The sequence below is a fragment of the Nocardia sp. NPDC004123 genome (assembly GCF_053603795.1).
The window spans coordinates 38,529-60,319 of record NZ_JBSGGG010000032.1; the positions used below are offsets into that span (position 1 = coordinate 38,529).

Here is a 21,791-nt window from a genome sequence, read left to right on the forward strand (position 1 = left end):
TGTGCGGTACACGGGGTTCCGGATGCCGGAATCCCCGTGTTACTGTCCGCTACGTACACGTTCTCAGGGCGGGGTGGAATTCCCCACCGGCGGTAATGGCATCCGGGCCGATCCGGAGTGCACGAGCCCGCGAGCGCCACAGTGTCTCTCATCGGCAGTGTGGGTCGAGCAGATTCCGGTGTGATCCCGGAGCCGACGGTCACAGTCCGGATGAAAGAGAACGCGGCACCGGCACGTCCGCACCGCTGGACGGGCCTGTTCGCGTCTTGCCCTGGGTGACATCGCGAACAGGAGGAATCCCCATGTCACCCACTTCCACTCGTATCGCCCTCGTCGCCGCGCGCTGGCACAGCGACATCGTCGACAAGGCCGTCGCATCCTGCCGGGCCGGGCTGCTCGAGCGCGGCTACACCGAGGTCGACGTGATCGAGGTGCCCGGTGCGTTCGAAATCCCGTTGCAGGTCAAGCGTTTGGCCACCCGCGGCTCCTACGCCGCGGTCGCGGGCTGCGCGCTCGTCGTGGACGGCGGCATCTACCGGCACGACTTCGTGGCCTCGACCGTCGTCGACGCGCTCATGCGGGTGCAGCTCGAGACCGATGTGCCGGTGTTCTCGGCCGTGCTGACCCCGCACCACTTCCACGAGCACGGCGAGCACCTGGCCTATTTCGCGCGGCATTTCGAGGTGAAGGGCGCCGAGCTGGCCAATGCCATCGCCGCCACCCTGGCCCTGGACGCGGTCGGCGCCTAGACAACACGGTCGGGGCCTGAACAAAAGGGAAACCCTGCCCGCACGAGCCGGAGGCGGCTGGTCGTGCGGGCAGGGTGCGGGTTCCGCCGGCGCGTACGGGGGGAGAACGCGCCGACGGTCCGGGTTCGGCCTGGGGGTTGGGTTCAGGCCGGAACCAGGTCTTTCTCTTGCGAGCCCGGTGCTTCCGGGGCGGCGGGGGCCGGGTGGTCCTCCACCATGGCCTGCTCGTCGAAGGGGATCTCGCGATCCAGCACCGCGCGGACCCGGGCCGGGTCGATGGTCTTGGTCCAGGTGCCGATCAGCAGCGTAGCGACCGCATTGCCCGAGAAGTTGGTCAGCGCACGGGCTTCCGACATGAACCGGTCGATGCCGACGATCAGGCCGACACCGTCCAGCAGCTCCGGGCGATGGCTCTGCAGGCCGCCGGCCAGCGTGGCCAGGCCCGCGCCGGTGACACCCGCCGCGCCCTTGGAGGCCACGATCATGAACAGCAGCAGGCCGATCTGCTCGTGCCAGGACAGCGGCTTGCCCATGGCGTCCGCCACGAACAGGGTGGCCATGGTCAGGTAGATGGCGGTGCCGTCGAGGTTGAACGAATACCCGGTCGGGACAACCACACCCACGGTGGTGCGGTCCACGCCGACATGCTCCATCTTGGCGATGAGCCGCGGCAGTGCCGACTCCGAGGACGAGGTGGCGAAGATCAGCAGGTACTCCCGCGCCAGGTAGCGCACCAGCTTGAAGATGGAGTTCCCGGCCACCAGCCGCAGCAGCAGGCCCAGCACGCCGAAGATGAAGACGACACAGGTGAGATAGAAGGCCACCATCAACAGCGCCAGCTGTTTGACCGCGTCGAGTCCGGTGCGCGCCACCACGTTCGCCATGGCGCCGAACGCGCCGATCGGGGCCAGCCACAGGATCATGGTCAGAATCCGGAACACCAGCTTCTGCACCGACGCGACCCCGCGCAGGATCGGCTCGCCCGCGGTGCCCATGGCCTGGATGCCGAAGCCCACCAGCAGCGCCACGAACAACGCCTGCAGCACCTTGCCCGAGGTGAGCGACGACAGCAGGGTGGTCGGCACGATGTCCTCGAGGAACTGCCAGGTGCCGCCCGCCGCCTTGGCGTCGGTGGCGTACTTGGTGATCTCCTTCGCGTGGGCGGCCACGTTCAGCCCCGAGCCCGGGTGCAGCAGATTGCCGACCAGCAGGCCGATGGCCAACGCCACCGTGGACATGATCAGGAAGTAGCCGATGGCCAGTCCGCCGACCTTGCCGACCTTGGCCGCCGCCCGCACCGAGCCGATGCCGAGCACGATGGTGCAGAAGATGACCGGGGCGATCATCATCTTGATGAGGTTCACGAAGATCGTGCCGAGCTCGCCGACGCTCTTGCCGGCGCCCGGGGCCAGCCAGCCGACCAGGACGCCCGCGACGACGGCCACGATGACGGCCAGATAGAGCCAGTGGGTACGGTCTCGGCGCTGCCGGGTTGTCGTGTCGCTCATCTCGCTGGTGCCTCCGGGTCAGTGCCCGCATGACGTTTGCTCCACGCGGGTGTTCGGAGAGAATCATGATCCAGGGAGTGACGCGGGTCACTGTTTCGTAAATTATGTTCATGAAGTACCCGGAGGAATCGTGAGAGGTCGAAGAACCCGGGCCCGCCGTACGCTGGCCGGGCAGGTGTTCGTGGTGCAGGTGCTGGTACTGGCGGTGGTGATCACCGCCGCGTCGATGCTGGCGTTCCTGCAGACCCGCCGGGTGCAGGACGACGCCACCCGTGCGGAGGTCATCGATACCTCGATCGCGGTGGCGCAGTCGCCCTCGACGCTGGCCGGGGTGCGGAGCCCGAATCCGACCGCCGCACTACAACCGGTGACCGAGGCCATCCGCAAGGCGACGGGTATGGACTTCATCGTGGTGATGGCCCCGGATCGGACCCGCTACACCCACACCGAGACCGACCGGATCGGAAAACCTTTCAGCGGCAACATCGATCGCGCCCTCGCGGGGGAGACGTTCACCGAGACCTTCACCGGCACGCTGGGCCCGTCGATTCGCGCGGTCACCCCGGTGCGCGATGCCGACGGCCGCATCGTCGCGCTGGTGTCGGCGGGCGTCACCCGCACCCACATCGGCGAACAGGTCCGCGCCCAGCTGCCGCTGATCCTGGCCGCCGCGGCGGGCGGCCTGGCGCTGGCCATGATGAGTTCGCTGTTGTTGCGGCGCAGGCTGTTACGGCAGACGCATGGCCTCGGGCCCGCCGAGCTGCGGGCCATGTACGAACATCACGACGCGGTGCTGCACTCGATCCACGAGGGCCTGCTGGTATTCGACAGATCCGATGAGCGCGCCGAGGTGGTCAACGATCAGGCGCGGCTGCTGCTCGATCTGCCGGACGGGCCGATCACGCGCGCGGATCTGCCGGTGTCGTTGCAGCGCTTGGGAACCGGTGTGGTCCGTGACGAGATGCACGTGACCCCGGACCGGGTGCTGGTCGTCAACCAGGACGTGGTGGAGCACGCCGGCCGCCGCATCGGCACCGTGGTCACCCTGCGCGACCACACCGAATTGCGGGATGTGCTGGGCGAATTGGATTCCGTGCGCGGTTTCGCCGAATCGCTGCGCGCCCAGGCGCACGAGGCCGCCAACCGGCTGCACACCGTGGTCACCATGGTGGAGCTGGGCCGCCCGCGCGAGGCGGTGAACTTCGCGACCGCGGAACTCGAACTGTCCCAGGCCCTCATCGACCGGCTCACCGGCGCGGTGGCCGAACCCGCGGTGGTGGCGCTGCTGCTGGGCAAGGTGGAGCAGGCCGCGGAGAACGGGGTGGAGCTGACCGTCACCGGCGACACGCTGCTCGACACCACCGACCCGCTGACGCCGCACGAGATGGTCACGCTGCTGGGCAATCTCATCGACAACGCCCTGGACGCGGTCGGGCACGACGAGGACGCGTGGGTGGAGGTGACGGTGCGGCGGGACGAGCCGGAGCTGTACGTCCGGGTGGCCGACAGCGGCCCGGGCATGTCGGAGGAGTTGTTCACCCGTGCCACCGAACGCGGCTATTCCACCAAGACCGACCACCACGGGCTGGGCCTGGCGCTGGTACGCCGGTTGGTCGCCAGGCATGCTGGCGAGTTGCGGGCCCGGCGGGAACCGGAATCCGCGGTGATCGTGAGGTTTCCGCGATGAATGCCGCGCCGGCATCGGCGATCCGCGTGCTGATCGTCGAGGACGAGCCGAAAATCGCTGCGGCACATCGCTCTTACGTGGAGCGGGTGCCGGGTTTCACGGTGGTCGCGGTGGCGCACACCGGTCGCGACGCCATCTCGATCGCGAAAAGGTCACAATCTTCCGGCGTCCCCATTGATCTGGTGTTGATGGATATCGGGTTGCCGGATATGAGCGGGCTCGCCGTCGCCGCGGCACTGGCGGGACTGCGGCCGCGGCCGGACGTCATCGCCGTCACCTCGGCGCGCGATCTGGCCATGGTGCGCTCGGCCGTCTCGCACGGCGTGGTGCTGTATCTGTTGAAGCCCTTCACCTTTGCGGCCTTCCGCGAGAAGCTGGACCGCTACGTCGAATACCGGGCGGCGCTGCCGGCCGGGGAGACGGCGGTGTCGCAGCAGGACATCGATCGCGCCTTCGGTGTGCTGCGCACTCCGGATCAGCGACCCACCTCGCCGAAAGGCATTGCGCCGCAGACGATGGACGAGGTGTCGCGGGCGGTGCGGGCCGCGCCGGACGGGCTGTCCGCGGGTGAGGCGGGGCGCGCGGTGGGGGTGTCCCGGGTGACGGCGTGGCGGTATCTGGAGCGGATGGCCGAAGACGGCGTGGTGGAACGGCGAACCGACTACGGCCGGACCGGGCGCCCGCAGGTTCGATATGTGTGGTTTCGCTGAGCCCGGTTTCGCTCCTGGTTTGCGTTCGAGGCCCAGTGGCGGGTACCACGCGGTCGGTTGCGGCAGAACCGACTGCTCATGATGTAACGGTGGCCACCTTTCAGTCCGGCCGGGTGCTGTAACAGGGACTAGGTTTCAAGATATGTAGCTGCGAAGTTCATCGAGGTATTGATTAGCGGGGCAAACGTGCAAATGGTCGGCAAACGGTTGGGTTCGCCGGATCCGAAACGACACCTGTGGGTGCTGGGGTTGATCGCGCCCGGGTGTGCGTTACTGCCGTCGCAGCTGGTGTTGCACACCAAGCTGGAGGTGTTCTGGTGGATCGGACCGATCATCATTCTGATCGCCATCCCGGTCCTGGACTGGTTCGTCGGGGAAGACGGCACCAATCCGCGCGACGAGGATTACGAGTTACTCTCCAATGACCGGTACTACCGGTGGTGCACCTACATGTTCCTGCCGATCCAGGTGGTCGGCCTGATCATCGCCGCGTACATGTGGGCCGGCGACGATCTGTCCGTCGTCGACAAGCTCGGGCTGGCGGCCACTCTCGGGTTCGTCAGCGGCATCGGCATCAACGCCGCCCATGAACTCGGCCACCGGGTGGAGCGATTGGAGCGCTGGCTGTCGAAAATGGCGCTGGCGCAGTCGGCCTACGGGCACTTCTTCGTCGAGCACAACAAGGGCCACCACGCCCGGGTCGCGACGCCCGACGATCCGGCCAGCGCCCGCATGGGTGAGTCGCTGTGGGAGTTCCTGCCCCGCAGCGTGATCGGTGGCTTCCGGTCGGCAATCCATCTCGAAGGAGAACGGTTGCGCCGCAAGGGACACCGCTGGTTCAGTGTCCACAACCACATCCTGCAGGCCTGGGCTATGACCCTCGTGCTGTTCGGCGGGTTGCTGGCGGTCTACGGCTGGCGGGTGCTGCCGTATCTGCTGCTGCAGGCGGTGATCGGCGCGGGCCTGCTCGAAACCGTCAACTACGTCGAGCATTACGGCCTGCTGCGACGCAAGCGGCCCAATGGCAGCTGGACCCGCTGCTCGCCGAGCGACAGCTGGAACAGTGACCGGCTGGTCACCAATATCTTCATGTTCCACCTGCAGCGGCACAGCGACCACCATGCCAATCCGGGGCGGCGGTACCAGACACTGCGCACCTCCGAGGAGGCGCCGCAGCTTCCAGCGGGGTACGCCACCATGATCCTGCTGGCATTGATCCCGCCGCTGTGGCGCTACGTCATGGATCCGCGCTTGCTCGCCCACTACGCGGGCGACGTGAGCCGGGCCAATATCCAACCCCGTAAGCGGGAGCGCATCCTCGCCGCGTACGAGTACCAGGCCGCCGCGTAGGGTTTGGGGGAACCAGCCGACCAGGAGAGGCAGATGACGACCGCTGTGTCCCGCAACATGACCCCTGACGTCCGCAATGGCATCGACTACAAGGTGGCGGACCTGTCACTGGCCGAGTTCGGCCGCAAGGAGATTCGCCTCGCCGAGCACGAGATGCCGGGCCTGATGGCACTGCGCCGGGAGTACCACGATGTGCAGCCGCTGCGTGGCGCGCGCATCTCCGGCTCGCTGCACATGACCGTGCAGACCGCCGTGCTCATCGAGACCCTGGTCTCCCTCGGCGCGGAGGTCCGCTGGGCCTCCTGCAACATCTTCTCCACCCAGGACCACGCGGCCGCCGCGGTCGTGGTCGGCCCGCACGGCACCGTCGAGGAGCCCAAGGGCACGCCGGTTTTCGCCTGGAAGGGCGAGACCCTGGAGGAGTACTGGTGGGCCGCCGATCAGATGCTGACCTGGCCGGGCGAGCCGGCCAACATGATCCTCGACGACGGTGGTGACGCCACCATGCTCGTGCTGCGCGGCGCGCAGTTCGAGAAGGCCGGCGTGGTCCCGCCCGAGGACGACACCCACTCCGCCGAATACAAGGTCTTCCTGAACCTGCTGCGCGCCAGCATCGAGGCCGACAAGGGCAAGTGGGGCACGATCGCCGAGAGCGTGCAGGGTGTCACCGAGGAGACCACCACCGGTGTGCTGCGGCTGTATCAGTTCGCGGCCGCGGGTGAGCTGGTGTTCCCGGCGATCAATGTCAACGACTCGGTCACCAAGTCGAAGTTCGACAACAAGTACGGCACCCGGCACTCCCTCATCGACGGCATCAACCGCGGCACCGACGTGCTGATCGGTGGCAAGAAGGTGCTGATCTGCGGCTACGGCGATGTCGGCAAGGGCTGTGCGGAGTCGATGGCCGGGCAGGGCGCGCGCGTGCAGGTCACCGAGATCGACCCGATCAACGCGCTGCAGGCGCTGATGGACGGCTTCGACGTCGTCACCGTGGAACAGGCGATCGGTGAGGCCGACATCGTCATCACCTCCACGGGCAACAAGGACATCATCACCCTCGATCACATGAAGGCGATGAAGGGTCAGGCCATCCTGGGCAACATCGGCCACTTCGACAATGAGATCGACATGGCCGCCCTGGAGCGTTCGGGCGCGGACCGGCTCAACATCAAGCCGCAGGTCGACCTGTGGACGTTCAAGGAGTCCGGCAAGTCGATCATCGTGCTCTCCGAGGGCCGCCTGCTGAACCTGGGCAACGCGACCGGGCACCCGTCGTTCGTGATGTCGAACAGCTTCTCCAACCAGGTCATCGCGCAGATCGAGCTGTGGACCAAGCCCGACGAGTACGACAACGAGGTCTACCGCCTGCCCAAGCACCTCGACGAGAAGGTCGCCCGCATCCACGTGGAGGCCCTGGGCGGCACGCTGACCAAGCTCACCAAGGACCAGGCCGAATACATCGGCGTGGACGTGGAGGGCCCGTACAAGCCGGACCACTACCGCTACTGAGCGGAAACCGCCTGTAGCGCATGAAGATCCGGCCGGTCACCCGAGAGGGTGACCGGCCGGATCTCGTTGGCGCCGTGCGTCCGCTACTTGAGGCAGATGTCGATCAGGGGGACCCACTTGCCGCCCTGGATGGTGCAGATGGCGGCGCTGAGGAGCTCACTGGCGCTGGAGCCGGTGCCGGCGACATTGCTGGAGCCGGAGTTGCTCGACAGGGAGGACGCCGAGCCGGAGTCGGCCACGGGGGCGGCCTGGTCGGCGCTGGCGGGTTCGAGGGTGACGGGGGCGGCGGTGGCGGTACCGGCCGTGGAAAGAGCGGCGGCGGTGATCGCTACGGCGGCCAGGGCGGCACGCGGACCGTGGTGTGCGAGATGGGACTTCATCAGGGTTGCGCTCCTTGCAGGGGGAGTGTTGCCCGGGACCCTACAAGAGTTGAAGGGCGCGCGTTTCGGATTTGCGTGGCTTATTTGCGGAAAGACCTCGGGAGGGGGTAGCCCTTCTCCTGCATGACGTCGCGCGCGCGGTTCGGATAGTCGGTGATCAGGCCGTCCACGCCCTGGTCGAGCGCCAGTCCGATGGTGGCCTTGTCGTTCACGGTCCAGGGGATCACCCGGATGCCGAAACCGTGCGCTTCGCGGACGTACTCGGCGGTCGTGGTGAGCTTGAAGTACTTGTCGCCGACCTTCGCGTCGATGGCCCAGGGGTCGACGTAGGCGGGGGAGGAAATGTCCGCGCCCAGGGCCTTGATCGCGTCCAGTGGGTCCCCGGCGTGTTCCTCGTATCGAATCGGGCCCAGCCACGGGCTGTTCGGCGCGAAGGTGGTCTCGTCGTACAGCGCGACCGTGGGGATGTTCGCGTTCTGGGCCTTCACCAGCGGCAGGCTGCTCCAGTCGAAGCTCTGGATCTCGACCTTGCCGATGGCCCCGGCCTGTTCGACGGCGCCCAGAATGACGTCGACGAATTCCCTGGGGGTGGCGGACTGTTCGGGGTGGGCGGCCTCGATTTTGGTCTCCACGTTGTAGCGCACGGTGCCGAACGCGCCCGGGTGGCTCTTCACCAGATCGAACAGTTCCGGCAGCGTCGCGATCCTGTTGCCCGGAAGCTCCTGTGCCGCTGGGAATTCCGCGAGCTTCCTGCCGCAGTCGAGGGTGTGGACCTGGTCGTAGGTCAGGTCGTGGACCAGCTTGCCGACGTAGGGGAACCGTGGATCGCCGGGGAAGGCCGGGGCGGTGTCGGCGCACTTCTCGGCCTGGATGACCGGGTCGTGCCAGATGAGCGGCCTCTTGTCGGCGGTGAGCACGATGTCGAGTTCCAGGGTGGTGACGCCCAGTTCGATGGCCTTGGCGAAGCCGGGCAGCGACTCCTCGATGGTCATGCCGCGACCGCCGCGGTGGGCCTGCAGATCGAAGGGGCGGTGGGGATCGGCCACGGCGACCGGGCTCGTGTCGCTGGAGTTGCTGCCGCAGGCTGTTGGACCAATGGCGGCAATCGCTAACGCGAGGATCGCAAAAGCTCTCCTGAGCTGCGTTGACCTCACGTATCCAGCAGTCATGGCCGGACTATAGCAATCGAATGGCTACAAAAATCTGGGCCTTTCGAACAAACGGGATCCCGCCGGGGCGAACCGCGGCCGATTCGGTACTCTCGCGGCATGGGTGCACTGGTTCCGGTGGAAGGGCTCGACGGCTCGGGCAAACGCACGCTCACCGACGCCGTTGTCACCGTCCTGCGCGCCCGCGGGCTGCGGGTCGCCACTCTGGCCTTCCCGCGCTACGGCGTCTCCGTGCATGCCGACCTCGCCGCCGAGGCGCTGCGCGGCGGTCATGGAGATACCGCTCGGTCTGTGAATGCCATGGCGCTGCTGTTCGCGCTCGACCGCGCCGACGCGCGCGACGAGCTCTCGAAACTGCTGGCGGACAACGACATCGTGCTACTGGACCGCTACGTCGCCTCCAATGCCGCGTACTCCGCGGCCCGCCTGGAGCAGGACGCGCACGGCGAAATCGTGGCCTGGGTCGAGGAATTGGAGTTCGAACGCTTCGGATTGCCCGCCCCGGATGTCCAGATTCTGCTGGATGTTCCGGTCGATGTGGCCGAGGAACGCGCGCGCCTGCGCGGCGAAGCCGATGCCGCACGGGCTTTGGACGCTTACGAGAAAGACGGGGGACTGCAGCGTCGCACCGGTACTGTCTACCGTGAGCTGGCCGAAATCAACTGGCACGGACCGTGGTGGGTGCATCGGACCGGTGACGATCCGGCAACACTGGCCGCGCGCCTCGCGGAAATTATTGCTGGATAGGGTTGGATGTGCGCCGACAGGTCACGAGTGTTGGCGTGGCGGCCGAATCAGAGCCGGAGAGGTGACAAACTAGACGTTATGAAGCCGAAGATTCTGGTCGTCGACGACGATATGGCTCTCGCGGAGATGCTCACGATCGTCTTGCGGGGTGAGGGTTTCGACCCCCACGTCGTCGGTGACGGCACGCAGGCGCTGACCGCGGTCCGGGAGCTGCGTCCGGATCTCGTGTTGCTGGATCTCATGCTGCCCGGCATGAACGGCATCGACGTGTGCCGGGTGCTGCGAGCCGATTCGGGAGTGCCAATCGTGATGCTGACGGCGAAGACCGACACGGTCGACGTCGTCCTGGGTTTGGAAAGTGGCGCGGACGACTACATCGTCAAGCCGTTCAAGCCGAAGGAACTCGTGGCCCGGGTGCGGGCCCGCCTGCGCCGCACCGAGGAGGAGCCGCAGGAGCTGCTGTCCATCGCCGACATCGTCATCGATGTGCCCGCGCACAAGGTGACCCGCGGCGGGGCGCAGATCTCGCTGACTCCACTGGAGTTCGATCTGCTGGTGGCGCTGGCCCGCAAGCCGCGCCAGGTGTTCACCCGTGAGGTGCTGCTGGAACAGGTCTGGGGCTATCGGCACGCCGCCGACACCCGCCTGGTCAACGTGCACGTCCAGCGGTTGCGCGCCAAGGTGGAGAAGGATCCGGAGAACCCCGAGATCGTGCTGACCGTCCGAGGTGTGGGCTACAAGGCCGGACCGCCGTGATCGCTGGCTCCAGAAACCGCGTTCAGCGGTGGCTGGCGGTAGCGGTGGCCTGGTTCCGCAATCTGGGCGAGCAACTGGGCCATGTCTGGCGGCGTTCGCTGCAGTTGCGTGTCGTCGTGTCCACACTCACCCTGTCGCTGATCGTCATCACGATTCTGGGCGTCGTGCTCACGAGTCAGATCACCGACCGGTTGTTGGACGCGAAGATCAACGCGGCCGTCGAGGAGATGGGTCGCGCCCGCAACACCGTTCAGAATCAACTGACCGGTGTGCACGATTCGGGTACTCAGCAGAGTCGCCTGGACGACGCCCGCCGCGCGCTGTTCAGCAGCGCCGGCGGGACCCAGACCGGCGGCGCCGCAGGCAGTTACGAGGCGGCCCTGGCCATGACGGGCGACAGCGGGCAGGAGATCACCTCCGGCGCCATCCAGGAGATTCCCGCCGAGCTACGCCAATTCGTCAAGCAGCGGCAGGTCTCCTATCAGTTCGCCACGGTCTCCAGCCCGGACGGGTACAAGGGCTCGGCGCTGATCATCGGCAGCCCCTCGGCCGATATCGACTCGCTGGAGATCTATCTGATCTTCCCGCTCACCAATGAGCAACGGAGTCTGTCGCTCATGCGCGGCACCATGCTCATCGGTGGCATCGTGCTGCTGGTGCTGCTGGCCGCCATCACGGCGCTGGTGACGCGACAGGTGGTGCTGCCCATCAGATCCGCGGCGCGGATCGCGAGTCGGTTCGCCGACGGACGGCTCAAGGAGCGCATGCTGGTGCGCGGTGAGGACGACATGGCGCGGCTCGCCATGTCGTTCAACGAGATGGCCGAGAGCCTGTCCAACCAGATCACCCAACTCGAGGAGTTCGGAAATCTGCAGCGCCGCTTCACCTCCGACGTCAGCCACGAACTGCGCACGCCATTGACCACGGTGCGCATGGCGGCCGACCTCATCCACGGATCCAGCGACGACCTGGACCCGGCGCTGGCGCGCTCGGCCGAACTGCTCGTCAACGAACTCGACCGCTTCGAGGGACTGCTCAACGACCTGCTCGAGATCAGCCGTCACGACGCGGGCGTGGCCGAGCTGCAGGTGGAATCGCTGGACGTGCGCATGTGCGCGCGGGCCGCGGTCTCCACGGTGCGGCACCTGGCCAAGGAGTCCGGCGTCGAACTGGTGGTGGACATGCCCGAGGAACCGCTGGTGGCCGAGGTGGATCCGCGCCGCGTCGAACGCGTGCTGCGCAACCTGCTCGCCAATGCCATCGACCACAGCGAGGGCAAGCCCGTGCTCATGCGCATGCGCGGCGACGTGGACGCCAATGCCGTCGCCATCGTGGTGCGCGACCAGGGCGTGGGCCTGCGGCCGGGTGAGGAGAAGCTGGTGTTCAACCGCTTCTGGCGCTCGGACCCCTCACGCATGCGCCGCTCCGGCGGCACCGGCCTCGGCCTGTCCATCAGCGTCGAGGACGCCAACCTGCACGAGGGCAAGCTCGAGGCGTGGGGCGAGATCGGTGTGGGCGCGAGCTTCCGGCTCACCCTGCCACTGGTCCGCGGCCGCAAGCTCGGCACCAGCCCACTCTCGTTGGAGCCGCCCAAGATTCGCGGCGCGGTCTCGCCCGAGCAGCTGGCCCTCGACATCGCGGGCTCGGACGCCGGCCAGGCGGCCATCGGCTCCATCGCGGCGGCGGTCGAATCCGCGCCCGGCGCAGTGGAACCGGGCACCACGGGCCCGGACGACGTCGGGGCCGAACCCGGCCCCGAAACGCCGACCACGGAAACCGGGGACGAGGAACCGGGATTCGAGGCCATCGCCCCGGAATTCCCCTCCACCACCGGGGCTGGTGACGGAACCACCGCCGGGACCGAGAACGGCACTGCCGCAGGGTCCGAAAACGGCACTGCCGCTGGGTCCGAGAACGGCACTGCCGCTGGGCCGGAAAACGGCGCTGTCGGTGGGTTCGACAATGGCGCTGTCGGTGGGCCCGACAAAGGAACCGCCGCCAAGCCCGAAGCCGCCGCCAACGGGGAAAACCATGCCGCCGACAATGATTCCGCCGGTTCCGGCGGAACCGGTTCCGGCCGCGACACTTCCGGCGGCTCGGTGCCGGCCGCCCAGGGGGACGGCCAATCATGAGGAGGCCGTCCGCGGGCCTGCGCCAGGCCCTGGCGGTGCTCGGCTGCCTGCTCAGTGTCAGTGCGTGCGCGAGCCTGCCGGACTCCTCGGCACCGCAGGCGCTGGGCAGCCTGGACCACCAGCCCACCAGCGCCTCGCCGCTGCCGCCCGTCGCCGGGCGGGAACCCGAGCAGCTGCTGCTGGACTTCATGGCCGCCACGGCCGATCCGTCCGACCGGCATCAGGCGGCCCGGCAGTTTCTCTCGCCCGCGGCGAATGCGCAGTGGGACGACGCCGCGTCCACCAGCGTCGTGGACTCACAGCCCAATACGCTGCGGGAGTCCCGCAACGGCGACTCCGCCACCTATGTGATCCGGGCGCGCAAGATCGGCGAGCTGGCGCCGGACGGCTCCTACCGGCCCGGTGACGGCACCCTGGAGACCAAGGTCGACATGGAGAAGATCGACGGCGAGTGGCGGATCAAGGATCTGCCGCCCGGCGTGATCGTCGAACAGGCCGCCTTCGCCAAGTCCTACCACCGGTATTCGCTGTTCTTCCCGAACCTGGCCGGGCAGGCCATGGTGCCCGACCTGCGCTGGATCTCCGCCCGCAAGGACCAGCTGGCGCAGCGGCTGCTCGGCATGCTCGCCCAGGGACCCCAGTCCGCGCTCGCGCCCGCCGTGCGCAACCCCATGGGCGCGCCGGTCACCCTGCGCGGGCCGATCACCAGGGCCAATGGCGATGTCGACAATATCGGCGTCGGCGGCGGCGGGCTGAGCGCCGACTTCTCCGGCGCCGCCGCCCTCGACCCGCCCACCCGCGACGTGATGGCCGCCCAGATCGTCCTCACCCTTTCCGGCGCCGACGTGCTCGGCCCCTACCTGCTCAACGCCGACGGCAAGCCGCTCGACGACAGGTACGCCGGCGGCTGGCAGCGCGCCGACGTGGATGCCCGCAGCCCCGACAGCATCGCCCGCAACCGGGCCGGCATGCACGCCGTGCGCGACGGGTCGCTGGTGGCGATCACCGACAGCGGAATCACCGCTGCCCCGGGCTTCTTCGGCGCCACCCACACCCTGCAGTCGGTCGGACTGTCGCCGGACGGGCAGCTGGTCGCCGCCGTCGCCAAGTCCGGCCGCCCGGACCCCGAGCCCGAGCGCACGCTGATCATCGGAACCTATGACGGCCAGGGCTTCCCGGTCGCCACCGGGGGCACCTTCACCCGTCCCACCTGGCCCGCCGACGGCAGCTCGGCCTGGTCGGTGGTGGACGGCGACCGGGTGATCCGGGCCGTGCACGACCGCACCACCGGCAATGTCTCGGTGCAGGACGTCGACATCGCCGAACTGACCACGGCGGCGGCCAATTCGACCTCGCCGCGCGCGCCCATCACCGAGCTGCGCATCTCGCCGTCCGGGGCGCGGGCGGCCCTCATCGCCAGCGGCAAGGTGTACGTGGCCGTGGTGGTGCCGCAGCCGAACGGGAAGTTCTCGCTGTCCTCGCCGCTGCCGCTGGCCATCGGGCTGAGCACGCCCGCGGTGTCCATCGACTGGCTCAGCGACGAGAAGGTCGTGGTGGGCCGCGACGGCAATGTGGACCCGGTGGCCGGGGTGCTGGTGGACGGCTCCGAGTTCCGCGCCCAGACCTCCCAGAACCTCACCCCGCCGGTGCGCGTGCTGAGCGCCTCGCCGGATCAGGAGTACGTGGCCGACTCCCGCGCGGTGCTGGAGCTGACCCGCAATCCCGAAGGGCGCGAGGACTACTGGCGCGAAGTTCCGGGTCTGGGGGCCAACGCGGTTCCGGTGCTGCCCGGCTAGGCGCACACTGAGGGGCATGGGGGAACTGCTGGATCTGATCCTGCCGCGCGCCTGCGGCGGGTGCGGGCGGGCCGGGACGGGGTGGTGCGCGGACTGCGCCGCCGAGCTGTCGGGACCGCCCATCCGGATTCGCCCGCGCGCCGATCCGGGGGTGCCGTGCTGGGCGCTGGCCGGCTACGCGGGCGCGCCGCGGCGGGCCGTGCTGGCGATCAAGGAGCAGTGTCGCCGGGACCTGGCGCGGCCGCTCGGCGCCGGATTGGCCAGGGGGCTGGATCATTTGCGGGACACCGCCCGCCCGCTGGTGCTGGTGCCCGCGCCCAGTCGCGGGTCCGCCGCCCGGCGGCGCGGCGGAGATCCGGTGGTGCGTGCCGCGAACGTCGCGGCGAGTTTGCTACCTGATTGCCGACTGGTCCGTCTGTTGCGCATGCGGCCAGGTGTGCGCGACTCGGTGGGCCTGGGACACCGCGATCGCCAGCACAATCTGCACGGGCGGATCATCGTAGCCACCACCCGCCCGCCGGGTGCCCTGTTTCCGGCAAATGCCGAGGTAGTGGTGATCGATGACGTGTTGACCACGGGTGTCACGGTGCGGGAATCGGTGCGTGCGCTGGCCGCTGCGAGGGTGGCGGTTCGTGCCGTGCTGGTTACTTGCGCGGCTTGATTCTCCGAAATTTGCGTGAACACTGGCGGACGGGTCGCTGGCGCACTAGGTTGGCGATCAGACACCCGAACCGCAAGTTTGGAGGTGGCGCCTCGGACATATGTGCCGAGCGAGTTCATCGATCGGCACACGTTTCAATCCCGCCGCACGAGCGGCTTGTGCGGCCAGATCCGGGAGGTACGCGTGACGACTACTTCACGACTCTCAGCGAAGAACGCAGACACCACGGTGCTGCTCGATGACGAGGTCATCTCAGACGATTCATCCACTCGGGCCACCATCGCGGATGTCGTGGTCAAGGGCAGGACCCTAGGCGAGGGCGGAGTGCCCGACCATTTCCGAATTCACGTGGCGGACAAGCTCTCTCGGCTCGAGCGGTTCGACCCCACCATCTACCTCTTCGACGTGGAACTCACCCACGAACGCAACCGTCGTCAACGCAAGAATTGCCAGCGGATAGAGATCACCGCCCGCGGCAAGGGCCCGGTCGTCCGCGCCGAAGCGCGCGCGGACAGCTTCTACGCGGCCCTCGAGTTCGCGGTCGAGAAGCTGGAGAGCCGACTGCGCCGGCTCAAGGACCGCCGTCGCGTCCACCATGGGGACAAGTCACCGATCTCGGTGTCGGAGGCGACCGCCGGTCTCATCGACGAATCCCTGTTCTCCGCCAATGGATCCATCGCGCACGAGCACGCGGCCGACGAGATGGACGAAGCCGCCGGCCCCGGTCATGTGGTGCGCACCAAACAGCACTCCGCGATCCCCATGACGGTCGACGACGCCCTCTACCAGATGGAGCTGGTAGGCCACGATTTCTTCCTGTTCCAGGACAAGGAGACCGACCGACCGTCGGTCGTCTACCGCCGCCACGCCTTCGACTACGGGCTCATCAGGCTCGCGTAACCAGCGGCTGGGGAACATCCACCTTTCGACCGGGGTCACGAACAGGACCCCGGTCGCCTGTTGTGTCCGGGGGCCTCTTGCTGTTACGGCGTGTATCAGTTAAAACTGTGCCATGGCTACCAAGGGCGCTCGCCGTGCTGTCATCGTCGCCGGGGCTCGGACCCCGTTCGTGCGGGCATTCAGCGAATTCACGCGGATGGACTCCATCGACCTCGCCGATAGCGCTGTGCGCGGGCTGCTGGAACGGACCGGGCTGCCGAAGCAGGATGTCCAGGCCATCGTGTGGGGTGGGGTGATCCTGCCCAGCGGCGCGCCGAACATCGCGCGGGAGATCGCGCTCGACCTGGAACTGGACGCGGGCTGCGAGGGCTACACCGTGACGCGCGCCTGCGCCTCCGGGCTGCAGGCGGTGGTGTCGGCGGCGGCCGCCATCGAACGCGGTGAGTACGACATCATGGTCGCCGGCGGCAGCGACTCCACCAGCAATGCCGAGATCAAGCTGCCGCAGAAGCTGGTGCACGCCGCCGCGCCGCTGGCGCTGGGCAAGCCCAAGGCCAAGGACTATCTCACCGCCGCAACCCAATTGGCCCCGTTCTTCGACCTGATGCCGCGCCGGCCCCAGATCGCCGAGCGCACCACCGGTGAGGTCATGGGCGAGTCGGCCGAGAAAATGGCGCGCATCCACGGCATTTCGCGCGGCGCGCAGGACCACTTCGCCGCCACCTCGCATCACCGGGCCGCCGCGGCCATCGCCGCCGGCCGCTTCGACCGCGAGGTGGTGCCGGTCCGCACGCCCGACGGGACCGCGGTGTCGCGGGACGGACTGGTGCGGCCGGACACCAGCCTGGCCAAACTCTCCAAGCTGGCACCGGTTTTCGCCGAGAACGGCACCGTCACCGCCGGCAATTCCAGCCCGCTCACCGACGGTGCCTCGGCGGTGCTGCTGATGAGCGAGGAGAAGGCGCGCGCGCTCGGCTACGAGCCCCTCGCCGCCTTCCGCTCCTGGAGCTTCGTCAGCGTCGACCCGCGCGACCAGGTGCTGATCGGCCCCGCCGTCTCCATGCCGCGAGCCCTCGACCGGGCCGGAATGTCGCTCGCGGACATCGATTTCGTCGATATCCACGAGGCCTTCGCCGCCCAGACCCTGTCCGTGGTCTCGGCGCTGGCCAGCCACGAATGGGCCAAGACCCGCCTCGACCGTGACGCCGCGGTGGGCGAGATCGATCCGGCCCAGCTCAATGTGCACGGCGGCTCGGTCTCCCTCGGCCACCCCTTCGGCGCGACCGGCGCGCGCATGGTCACGACCATGGCCAACGAACTCGCCCTCACCGGCAAGTCCACCGCCCTGCTCGGCATCTGCGCCGCCGGCGGCATCGGGGCCTCGGCGGTACTGGAGCGGGTCTAGCCGACACGCGTCTGTGCCAACGGTTTTCGGCGGCCGGCGCCCAGCGGGTTCCCGCTGGTCAGGAGGATCAGAACCGGCTCGATCGGCCTCTACGGGGACGCGCCCCGCGACCGCTCGACCGGCATTCCGATCGACACCCTGAACCGCGCGGGTGGAGATCTCCGTGGCAGTGCGCTGGTCAGCGCGGGTATGGACGGGGCCATCGGCGGTTACCCGAATGCGCCGCAGCGGTGACGATCGGCGCGAACACGACTTCGTGCAGGTGAGACCCCGGCTCGCGGACGCGGGCCGGGGTCTTTTGCGTGCTGCGCGGAAATGGTTGGTGGTGAGGTGATGTCGAGTGGGTATTCCCGGGGTGACCGAGATGAGCGGAGGTAGGTCATGGTCGCGAGGACGATGGTCGGCGCCGCGGCACTCGTGGTCGCGGCGGGCGGCTGTGGCGTGGGCAGCGCTGGGGTCGGCCCGGGAAGCGCTGGGGCGCTGCCACTTCCGGTGACCGGGTCCGAGGGCGGGCAACCGGTGGCGGACCACGACCTGCATCTGCGACTGCGCAATGCCGAACAGCACGCGGGGGAACGGTATCCCGTGTACGGGCTGGTGTATTCGGATGCGGCGGTGTGGACTCTGGCGTTCGTGAGCGGCGGGCCGACCGACTTCTACACCATCGACGGCGCCCGGGTGGAGCTCGCCGCACCGGCGGGCCGCACTGTGGTGCAGGGCGACGTGTTCACCGGGACCATCACGATCACCGGCAAGCGCGACTCCGGGGATCCGGTGGTCACCCTCGACGATGTCGCGGTCATCGGCCATCGCCCGGCCGAGGCGCTGCGCTGACAGCCGGACGGACCGTGGCGGTGTGCGCGGGTATCCCGTCATCCGAGCAGCGACTCGCCGATCGCGGAAACGGGTCATCGCCGTCAGCCGCACCTATGGTGTGAGTCCGATCGACGGTTCGATCGCGGCCCGATTTCCGATCCGCCGGATGCGCAGCGCGCCGCCGTGCCGAAGGCAGCCCGGCGGCCGTCCCCTGCGCCGCGCAGCGAGACGAATACCAATCCAAGACAACACGATGCGAACGGCTCGGGCGTGGATTGCTGGACGAATCGCGCGCGGCCGCTGGAGGAGCGGATGGAGAGTGTCTTCGCGATCGCCCTCGCGATCACGGCCGCCGTGGTGCTGGCCCGGCTCGCCCTGTGGTGTGACGCGCCGCGGACCCGCCCCATCACCGTGGTGCTGTCGCTGCTGGCGATCGGCGCGATCTTCATCGAACCGCAGTGGCGGGACAGCGTCGATTCCGTCTCCGTCACCCGCGGTCTGGCGGGCCTCGTCTCGGATGCGGTGCTGCTGGTGGCGGTCTGCCTGCTGTGCGCGCACGTCGCGCGGGTGTGGGACAACGAGTGGCTTCACCGGGCGGCGCTGGTGATCGCGGTCGCCGGGGGTCTGGTGCTCGTCGTCGTCCACGCGATCGCCCAGCATGCCGGCGCGCGCCGCGGATACACCGGGCAATTGAGCGGTCCCGCAACGGTCTACGGGATCGTGCTGTCGGTACTGCTGATCGCGGTGAACGTCGCTCCGCTGATCACGGTGGCGCTGGCGCGTCCGGTCACCCGCGGCCAATTCTGGTTCGCCGCTTCGGCTCTGACCTGGATCGGGCTCGCCGGGCTGCGCGGTGCGGCGACCGCCGACCCGGATGGGTTCGCGGACGCGTTCTGGCAGCTGCGGCTGCCGTTGGACACGCTCGTGCTGCTGGCCGGGGCGGGTCTGGGGTTGTCGGATCTGCGGGGCACGCGACGGCGGTTATTCACAGCCAGCGAGCAACGACCTGGCAACTGTGGCCGCGAACGTATACTCGGCAAATGGCCGAGTGGATCTTTTTGATGCATCCGCCCCGCGACAATTTCATCGCCACCATGACCGCAGACGAAAGATCGGCATTCGCGGCGCACAGGGAATGGCTGGCGCGCCTGGACACCGCCGGTGTGCTGCTGGTGGCCGGGCCTACCCTGGGCAGTGTCAATACCGGCGTCGGGATCTTCACCGCCGATGACGAGGCCGCCGCGCGGCGCATCGTCGCCGATGAGCCTGTCACCAGCGCAGGCTTCATGCGCGGCGATCTGCGGCCGATCCAGCTCGGCTACCTCAACCGCCGCACCGAGAGCGAACCCGTCACCTGATCGTCGCGCCAGCAGGATGGCGTGCGCAGTCAGAAGTCCTTCCCTACCATCCGAGGACCGACAATGGCCATCGCGCAGCTGACCGAGCATCACGAGATCATCGATGTGACCCGTGCCCAGCGTCCCCGAGTGCTGATGGTGGTCGCCAACCCGGCGACCTCGACGACGCTGAACATTCCGGTGGGCTTCTGGGCCGCCGAACTCACGCATCCCTATTACGAATTCACCAGAGCCCGTTATGAGATCACCATAGCCAGCCCCGACGGCGGGCGAGTCGAGATGGACGCCATGTCCGACCCGCGCGACGAGAGCAAGTGGTCGGCAGACGATCTGATCACCATGGGCTTCGTCAACACCCCCGAGTTGGCTGCTCTGCTGGACGATACCGCCGTATTGACTGATCTGGACCACGACGACTTCGACGCCATCGTGGTCTGTGGCGGTCAGTCGCCGATGTTCACGTTCCGGGGCCGCAAGGATCTGGCCACCACGATCGGGGCATTCCACGCCGCCGAGAAGCCTACTGCGGTGCTGTGTCACGGTACCTGCGCGCTGCTGGACGTTGTCGCCGACGACGGCACGCCGTTCATCACGGGCAAGACCATGACCGGCTTCGCCAATATCGAGGAGGACTTCTCGGATCAAGCCTTGGGTCGTACCGTGATGCCGTTCCGAATCCAGGACGAGGCCATCACGCTGGGCGCCAACTTCGTCACCGGTGGCCTGTTCCGCGCCTTCGCCGTCCGCGACGGCAACCTCATCACCGGTCAACAGCAGTACTCCGGCGCGAAAGTCGCTCAGATGGTGATCGAGTCGCTGGGAATCTGAACGGATCAGGCCGGTGCGTTCAACTGGATGCCGAGGTCGACGGAGAGGATGCGGCCGATCATGCCGCCGAAGGACGGGCCGACACCGAAGTCGCCGCGGTCCAGGCTGCCGGCGGCGGTGAAGCCGATGCACGGGCGGCCGGTCACGGGATGCGGCCGCAGTCCGTTCCAGGACACGGTCAGGGGCAGCGGCCGCGTGAGCTCGCCGAAGGTGACGTCGCCGTTCACGTCGAAGGATTCGCCGATCCGGATCGGGCCGGGCGTCCGGAAGGTCATGGTCGGCCGGCGCTCCACATCCAGGAAGTCGGCGTGGCGGACGTGGTCGTCGCGTTTGGCATTGCCGGTGTGGAAGGAATCCAGGTGGACGGTGGCCTCGATGGCCGCCGCCCCGGCGTCGTCCACCACGAATCCGGTGTCGAAGCGCCGGAATTCACCGCGCACGCGCAGCAGTCCGAAGCTGCGCAGCGAGAAGCCGACGGTGGAGTTCGCGGCGTCCAGGGTCCAGAGGCCGGGGGTGAGGGCGATACGGGTCGAAGTCGTCATGGCGTCGACTGTCGTCCGGTCGCGGGAGCGTAACCAGACCGGCTTGGTCCAGGGACTGCCGGTCCGTGGCTAATCGTCCGTGCGTGGCGTGAATCGTTCCCAGTGCACAGCCGATTCGAGGGGCCGCCGATGGCGCCAGCCGAAGCGCTCGAGGTCCGGGACCTGCTGGAACTCGTCGACCGGGCCGACACAGAGCCAGGCGACCGGTTTCACGCCCGGCGGCAGCGAGAGCAGGTCGGTGAGGAACGGCTCGTCGTAGAAGCTCACCCAGCCCACGCCCACGCCCTCGGCGGTGGCGGCCAGCCACAGGTTCTGGATGGCCAGGATGGTGGAGTAGATGCCGGTCTCCGGCACGGTCGCGCGACCCAGCACGTGGGTGCCGCCGCGCGCCTGATTGTGGGTCACCACGATGCCGGTGCCGCTCTCCACGATTCCTTCGATCTTGATCGGATTGAAGGTCTCGGCGCGATCGGACGGCAGCGAGTCGTGGAACTGCTGCCGCTTCTCGGCCACATGATCGGCGAACTTGGTCAGCGTGGCCGGATATCGCAGCACCACGAAATCCCACGGCATCGAATTGCCGACGCTGGGCGCTCGATGCGCCGCCTCGAGAATTCGGAGCAGCGTGGTGTCGTCGACGACCTCGCCGGTGAATTCGGCGCGGACATCACGACGCAGTTTGATGGCGTCGTAGACGCTCAGACATTCGGTGGCGCTGACAGGACCTTCGGAACACACGGCGTCCAGTGAACCAGGCCGGAAGTCGACGGGGGTCATCGGCCCATTCC

Annotated in this window: 20 protein-coding genes, 1 pseudogene and 1 riboswitch; of the genes and pseudogenes, 16 read left to right on the forward strand and 5 right to left on the reverse strand. The window is 68.1% G+C overall.

Going from position 1 to position 21,791, the window contains the following annotated elements; all coding sequences use genetic code 11:
• Positions 1–55 precede the first annotated feature (55 nt).
• Positions 56–226: riboswitch (FMN riboswitch) on the forward strand.
• Between the two features lie 76 nt (positions 227–302).
• Positions 303–749, forward strand: coding sequence for a 6,7-dimethyl-8-ribityllumazine synthase (locus tag ACWEQQ_RS37045; protein ID WP_364607442.1), 447 nt, complete (start codon positions 303–305; stop codon positions 747–749).
• Between the two features lie 143 nt (positions 750–892).
• Here the strand turns inward: ACWEQQ_RS37045 and ACWEQQ_RS37050 are convergent, their stop codons facing one another.
• On the reverse strand, positions 893–2,257 hold the full coding sequence (locus ACWEQQ_RS37050; RefSeq protein WP_452343326.1) for a cation:dicarboxylate symporter family transporter: 1,365 nt from the start codon (positions 2,255–2,257) through the stop codon (positions 893–895).
• Positions 2,258–2,483: 226 nt separating this feature from the next.
• Between ACWEQQ_RS37050 and ACWEQQ_RS37055 the strand changes: the two genes are divergently transcribed.
• The 4 genes from ACWEQQ_RS37055 (at position 2,484) to ahcY (ending at position 7,513) form a co-directional block, all read left to right on the forward strand.
• Complete coding sequence (locus ACWEQQ_RS37055) at positions 2,484–3,944, forward strand: sensor histidine kinase (protein ID WP_452351533.1); 1,461 nt, start codon at positions 2,484–2,486, stop codon at positions 3,942–3,944.
• Entirely contained in the window at positions 3,941–4,654 is a 714-nt protein-coding gene (locus ACWEQQ_RS37060; RefSeq protein WP_354833936.1) for a response regulator, read from the forward strand. The genes ACWEQQ_RS37055 and ACWEQQ_RS37060 overlap by 4 nt, the downstream gene beginning before the upstream one ends.
• 192 nt (positions 4,655–4,846) lie before the next feature.
• Positions 4,847–6,004 carry an alkane 1-monooxygenase gene (locus tag ACWEQQ_RS37065; RefSeq protein ID WP_452343324.1) on the forward strand — a complete coding sequence of 386 codons (1,158 nt, stop codon included), beginning with the start codon at positions 4,847–4,849 and terminating at the stop codon, positions 6,002–6,004.
• Between the two features lie 33 nt (positions 6,005–6,037).
• Positions 6,038–7,513, forward strand: a complete 1,476-nt coding sequence (ahcY, locus tag ACWEQQ_RS37070) for an adenosylhomocysteinase (protein WP_452343323.1) — start codon at positions 6,038–6,040, stop codon at positions 7,511–7,513.
• Positions 7,514–7,596: 83 nt separating this feature from the next.
• Here the strand turns inward: ahcY and ACWEQQ_RS37075 are convergent, their stop codons facing one another.
• Both ACWEQQ_RS37075 and ACWEQQ_RS37080 read right to left on the reverse strand, forming a co-directional pair.
• Complete coding sequence (locus tag ACWEQQ_RS37075) at positions 7,597–7,893, reverse strand: hypothetical protein (protein ID WP_452343322.1); 297 nt, start codon at positions 7,891–7,893, stop codon at positions 7,597–7,599.
• Positions 7,894–7,973: 80 nt separating this feature from the next.
• On the reverse strand, positions 7,974–9,062 hold the full coding sequence (locus ACWEQQ_RS37080) for a glycerophosphodiester phosphodiesterase (protein ID WP_452351504.1): 1,089 nt from the start codon (positions 9,060–9,062) through the stop codon (positions 7,974–7,976).
• Positions 9,063–9,161: 99 nt separating this feature from the next.
• Between ACWEQQ_RS37080 and ACWEQQ_RS37085 the strand changes: the two genes are divergently transcribed.
• The 11 genes and pseudogenes from ACWEQQ_RS37085 to ACWEQQ_RS37135 all read left to right on the forward strand — a co-directional run bounded on the left by ACWEQQ_RS37085 (position 9,162) and on the right by ACWEQQ_RS37135 (position 20,461).
• Positions 9,162–9,809: a dTMP kinase gene (locus ACWEQQ_RS37085; RefSeq protein ID WP_452343320.1), complete on the forward strand. Its 648-nt coding sequence runs from the start codon at positions 9,162–9,164 to the stop codon at positions 9,807–9,809.
• A gap of 78 nt (positions 9,810–9,887) precedes the next feature.
• Positions 9,888–10,565: an MtrAB system response regulator MtrA gene (gene mtrA / locus ACWEQQ_RS37090; RefSeq protein ID WP_033090495.1), complete on the forward strand. Its 678-nt coding sequence runs from the start codon at positions 9,888–9,890 to the stop codon at positions 10,563–10,565.
• Positions 10,562–12,229, forward strand: a pseudogene (gene mtrB, locus ACWEQQ_RS37095) (MtrAB system histidine kinase MtrB); the annotation flags it as partial. The gene mtrA and the pseudogene mtrB, both read left to right, overlap by 4 nt.
• Positions 12,230–12,693: 464 nt before the next feature.
• Positions 12,694–14,493, forward strand: a complete 1,800-nt coding sequence (gene lpqB / locus ACWEQQ_RS37100) for an MtrAB system accessory lipoprotein LpqB (RefSeq protein ID WP_452351505.1) — start codon at positions 12,694–12,696, stop codon at positions 14,491–14,493.
• A gap of 16 nt (positions 14,494–14,509) precedes the next feature.
• Positions 14,510–15,154 carry a ComF family protein gene (locus ACWEQQ_RS37105; protein WP_452351506.1) on the forward strand — a complete coding sequence of 215 codons (645 nt, stop codon included), beginning with the start codon at positions 14,510–14,512 and terminating at the stop codon, positions 15,152–15,154.
• A 228-nt stretch (positions 15,155–15,382) separates the two neighbouring features.
• Entirely contained in the window at positions 15,383–16,054 is a 672-nt protein-coding gene (hpf, locus tag ACWEQQ_RS37110; RefSeq protein ID WP_452343349.1) for a ribosome hibernation-promoting factor, HPF/YfiA family, read from the forward strand.
• A 112-nt stretch (positions 16,055–16,166) separates the two neighbouring features.
• On the forward strand, positions 16,167–17,459 hold the full coding sequence (locus ACWEQQ_RS37115) for an acetyl-CoA C-acyltransferase (RefSeq protein WP_452343318.1): 1,293 nt from the start codon (positions 16,167–16,169) through the stop codon (positions 17,457–17,459).
• Between the two features lie 381 nt (positions 17,460–17,840).
• Entirely contained in the window at positions 17,841–18,293 is a 453-nt protein-coding gene (locus tag ACWEQQ_RS37120; protein ID WP_452351507.1) for a hypothetical protein, read from the forward strand.
• A gap of 294 nt (positions 18,294–18,587) precedes the next feature.
• Positions 18,588–19,337, forward strand: coding sequence for a hypothetical protein (locus tag ACWEQQ_RS37125; protein ID WP_452351508.1), 750 nt, complete (start codon positions 18,588–18,590; stop codon positions 19,335–19,337).
• Complete coding sequence (locus ACWEQQ_RS37130; protein ID WP_452351509.1) at positions 19,316–19,633, forward strand: YciI family protein; 318 nt, start codon at positions 19,316–19,318, stop codon at positions 19,631–19,633. The genes ACWEQQ_RS37125 and ACWEQQ_RS37130 overlap by 22 nt, the downstream gene beginning before the upstream one ends.
• Before the next feature lie 63 nt (positions 19,634–19,696).
• Positions 19,697–20,461, forward strand: a complete 765-nt coding sequence (locus ACWEQQ_RS37135; RefSeq protein WP_452351510.1) for a type 1 glutamine amidotransferase domain-containing protein — start codon at positions 19,697–19,699, stop codon at positions 20,459–20,461.
• A gap of 5 nt (positions 20,462–20,466) precedes the next feature.
• On the opposite strand, the gene ACWEQQ_RS37140 is transcribed toward ACWEQQ_RS37135, so the two are convergent.
• Together ACWEQQ_RS37140 and bluB are read right to left on the reverse strand one after the other, a co-directional pair.
• Positions 20,467–21,003, reverse strand: coding sequence for a YceI family protein (locus ACWEQQ_RS37140; RefSeq protein ID WP_452351511.1), 537 nt, complete (start codon positions 21,001–21,003; stop codon positions 20,467–20,469).
• A gap of 69 nt (positions 21,004–21,072) precedes the next feature.
• A complete protein-coding gene (gene bluB / locus ACWEQQ_RS37145) occupies positions 21,073–21,705 on the reverse strand; it encodes a 5,6-dimethylbenzimidazole synthase (RefSeq protein ID WP_452351534.1) in 633 nt (210 codons plus the stop codon).
• Positions 21,706–21,791 lie beyond the last annotated feature (86 nt).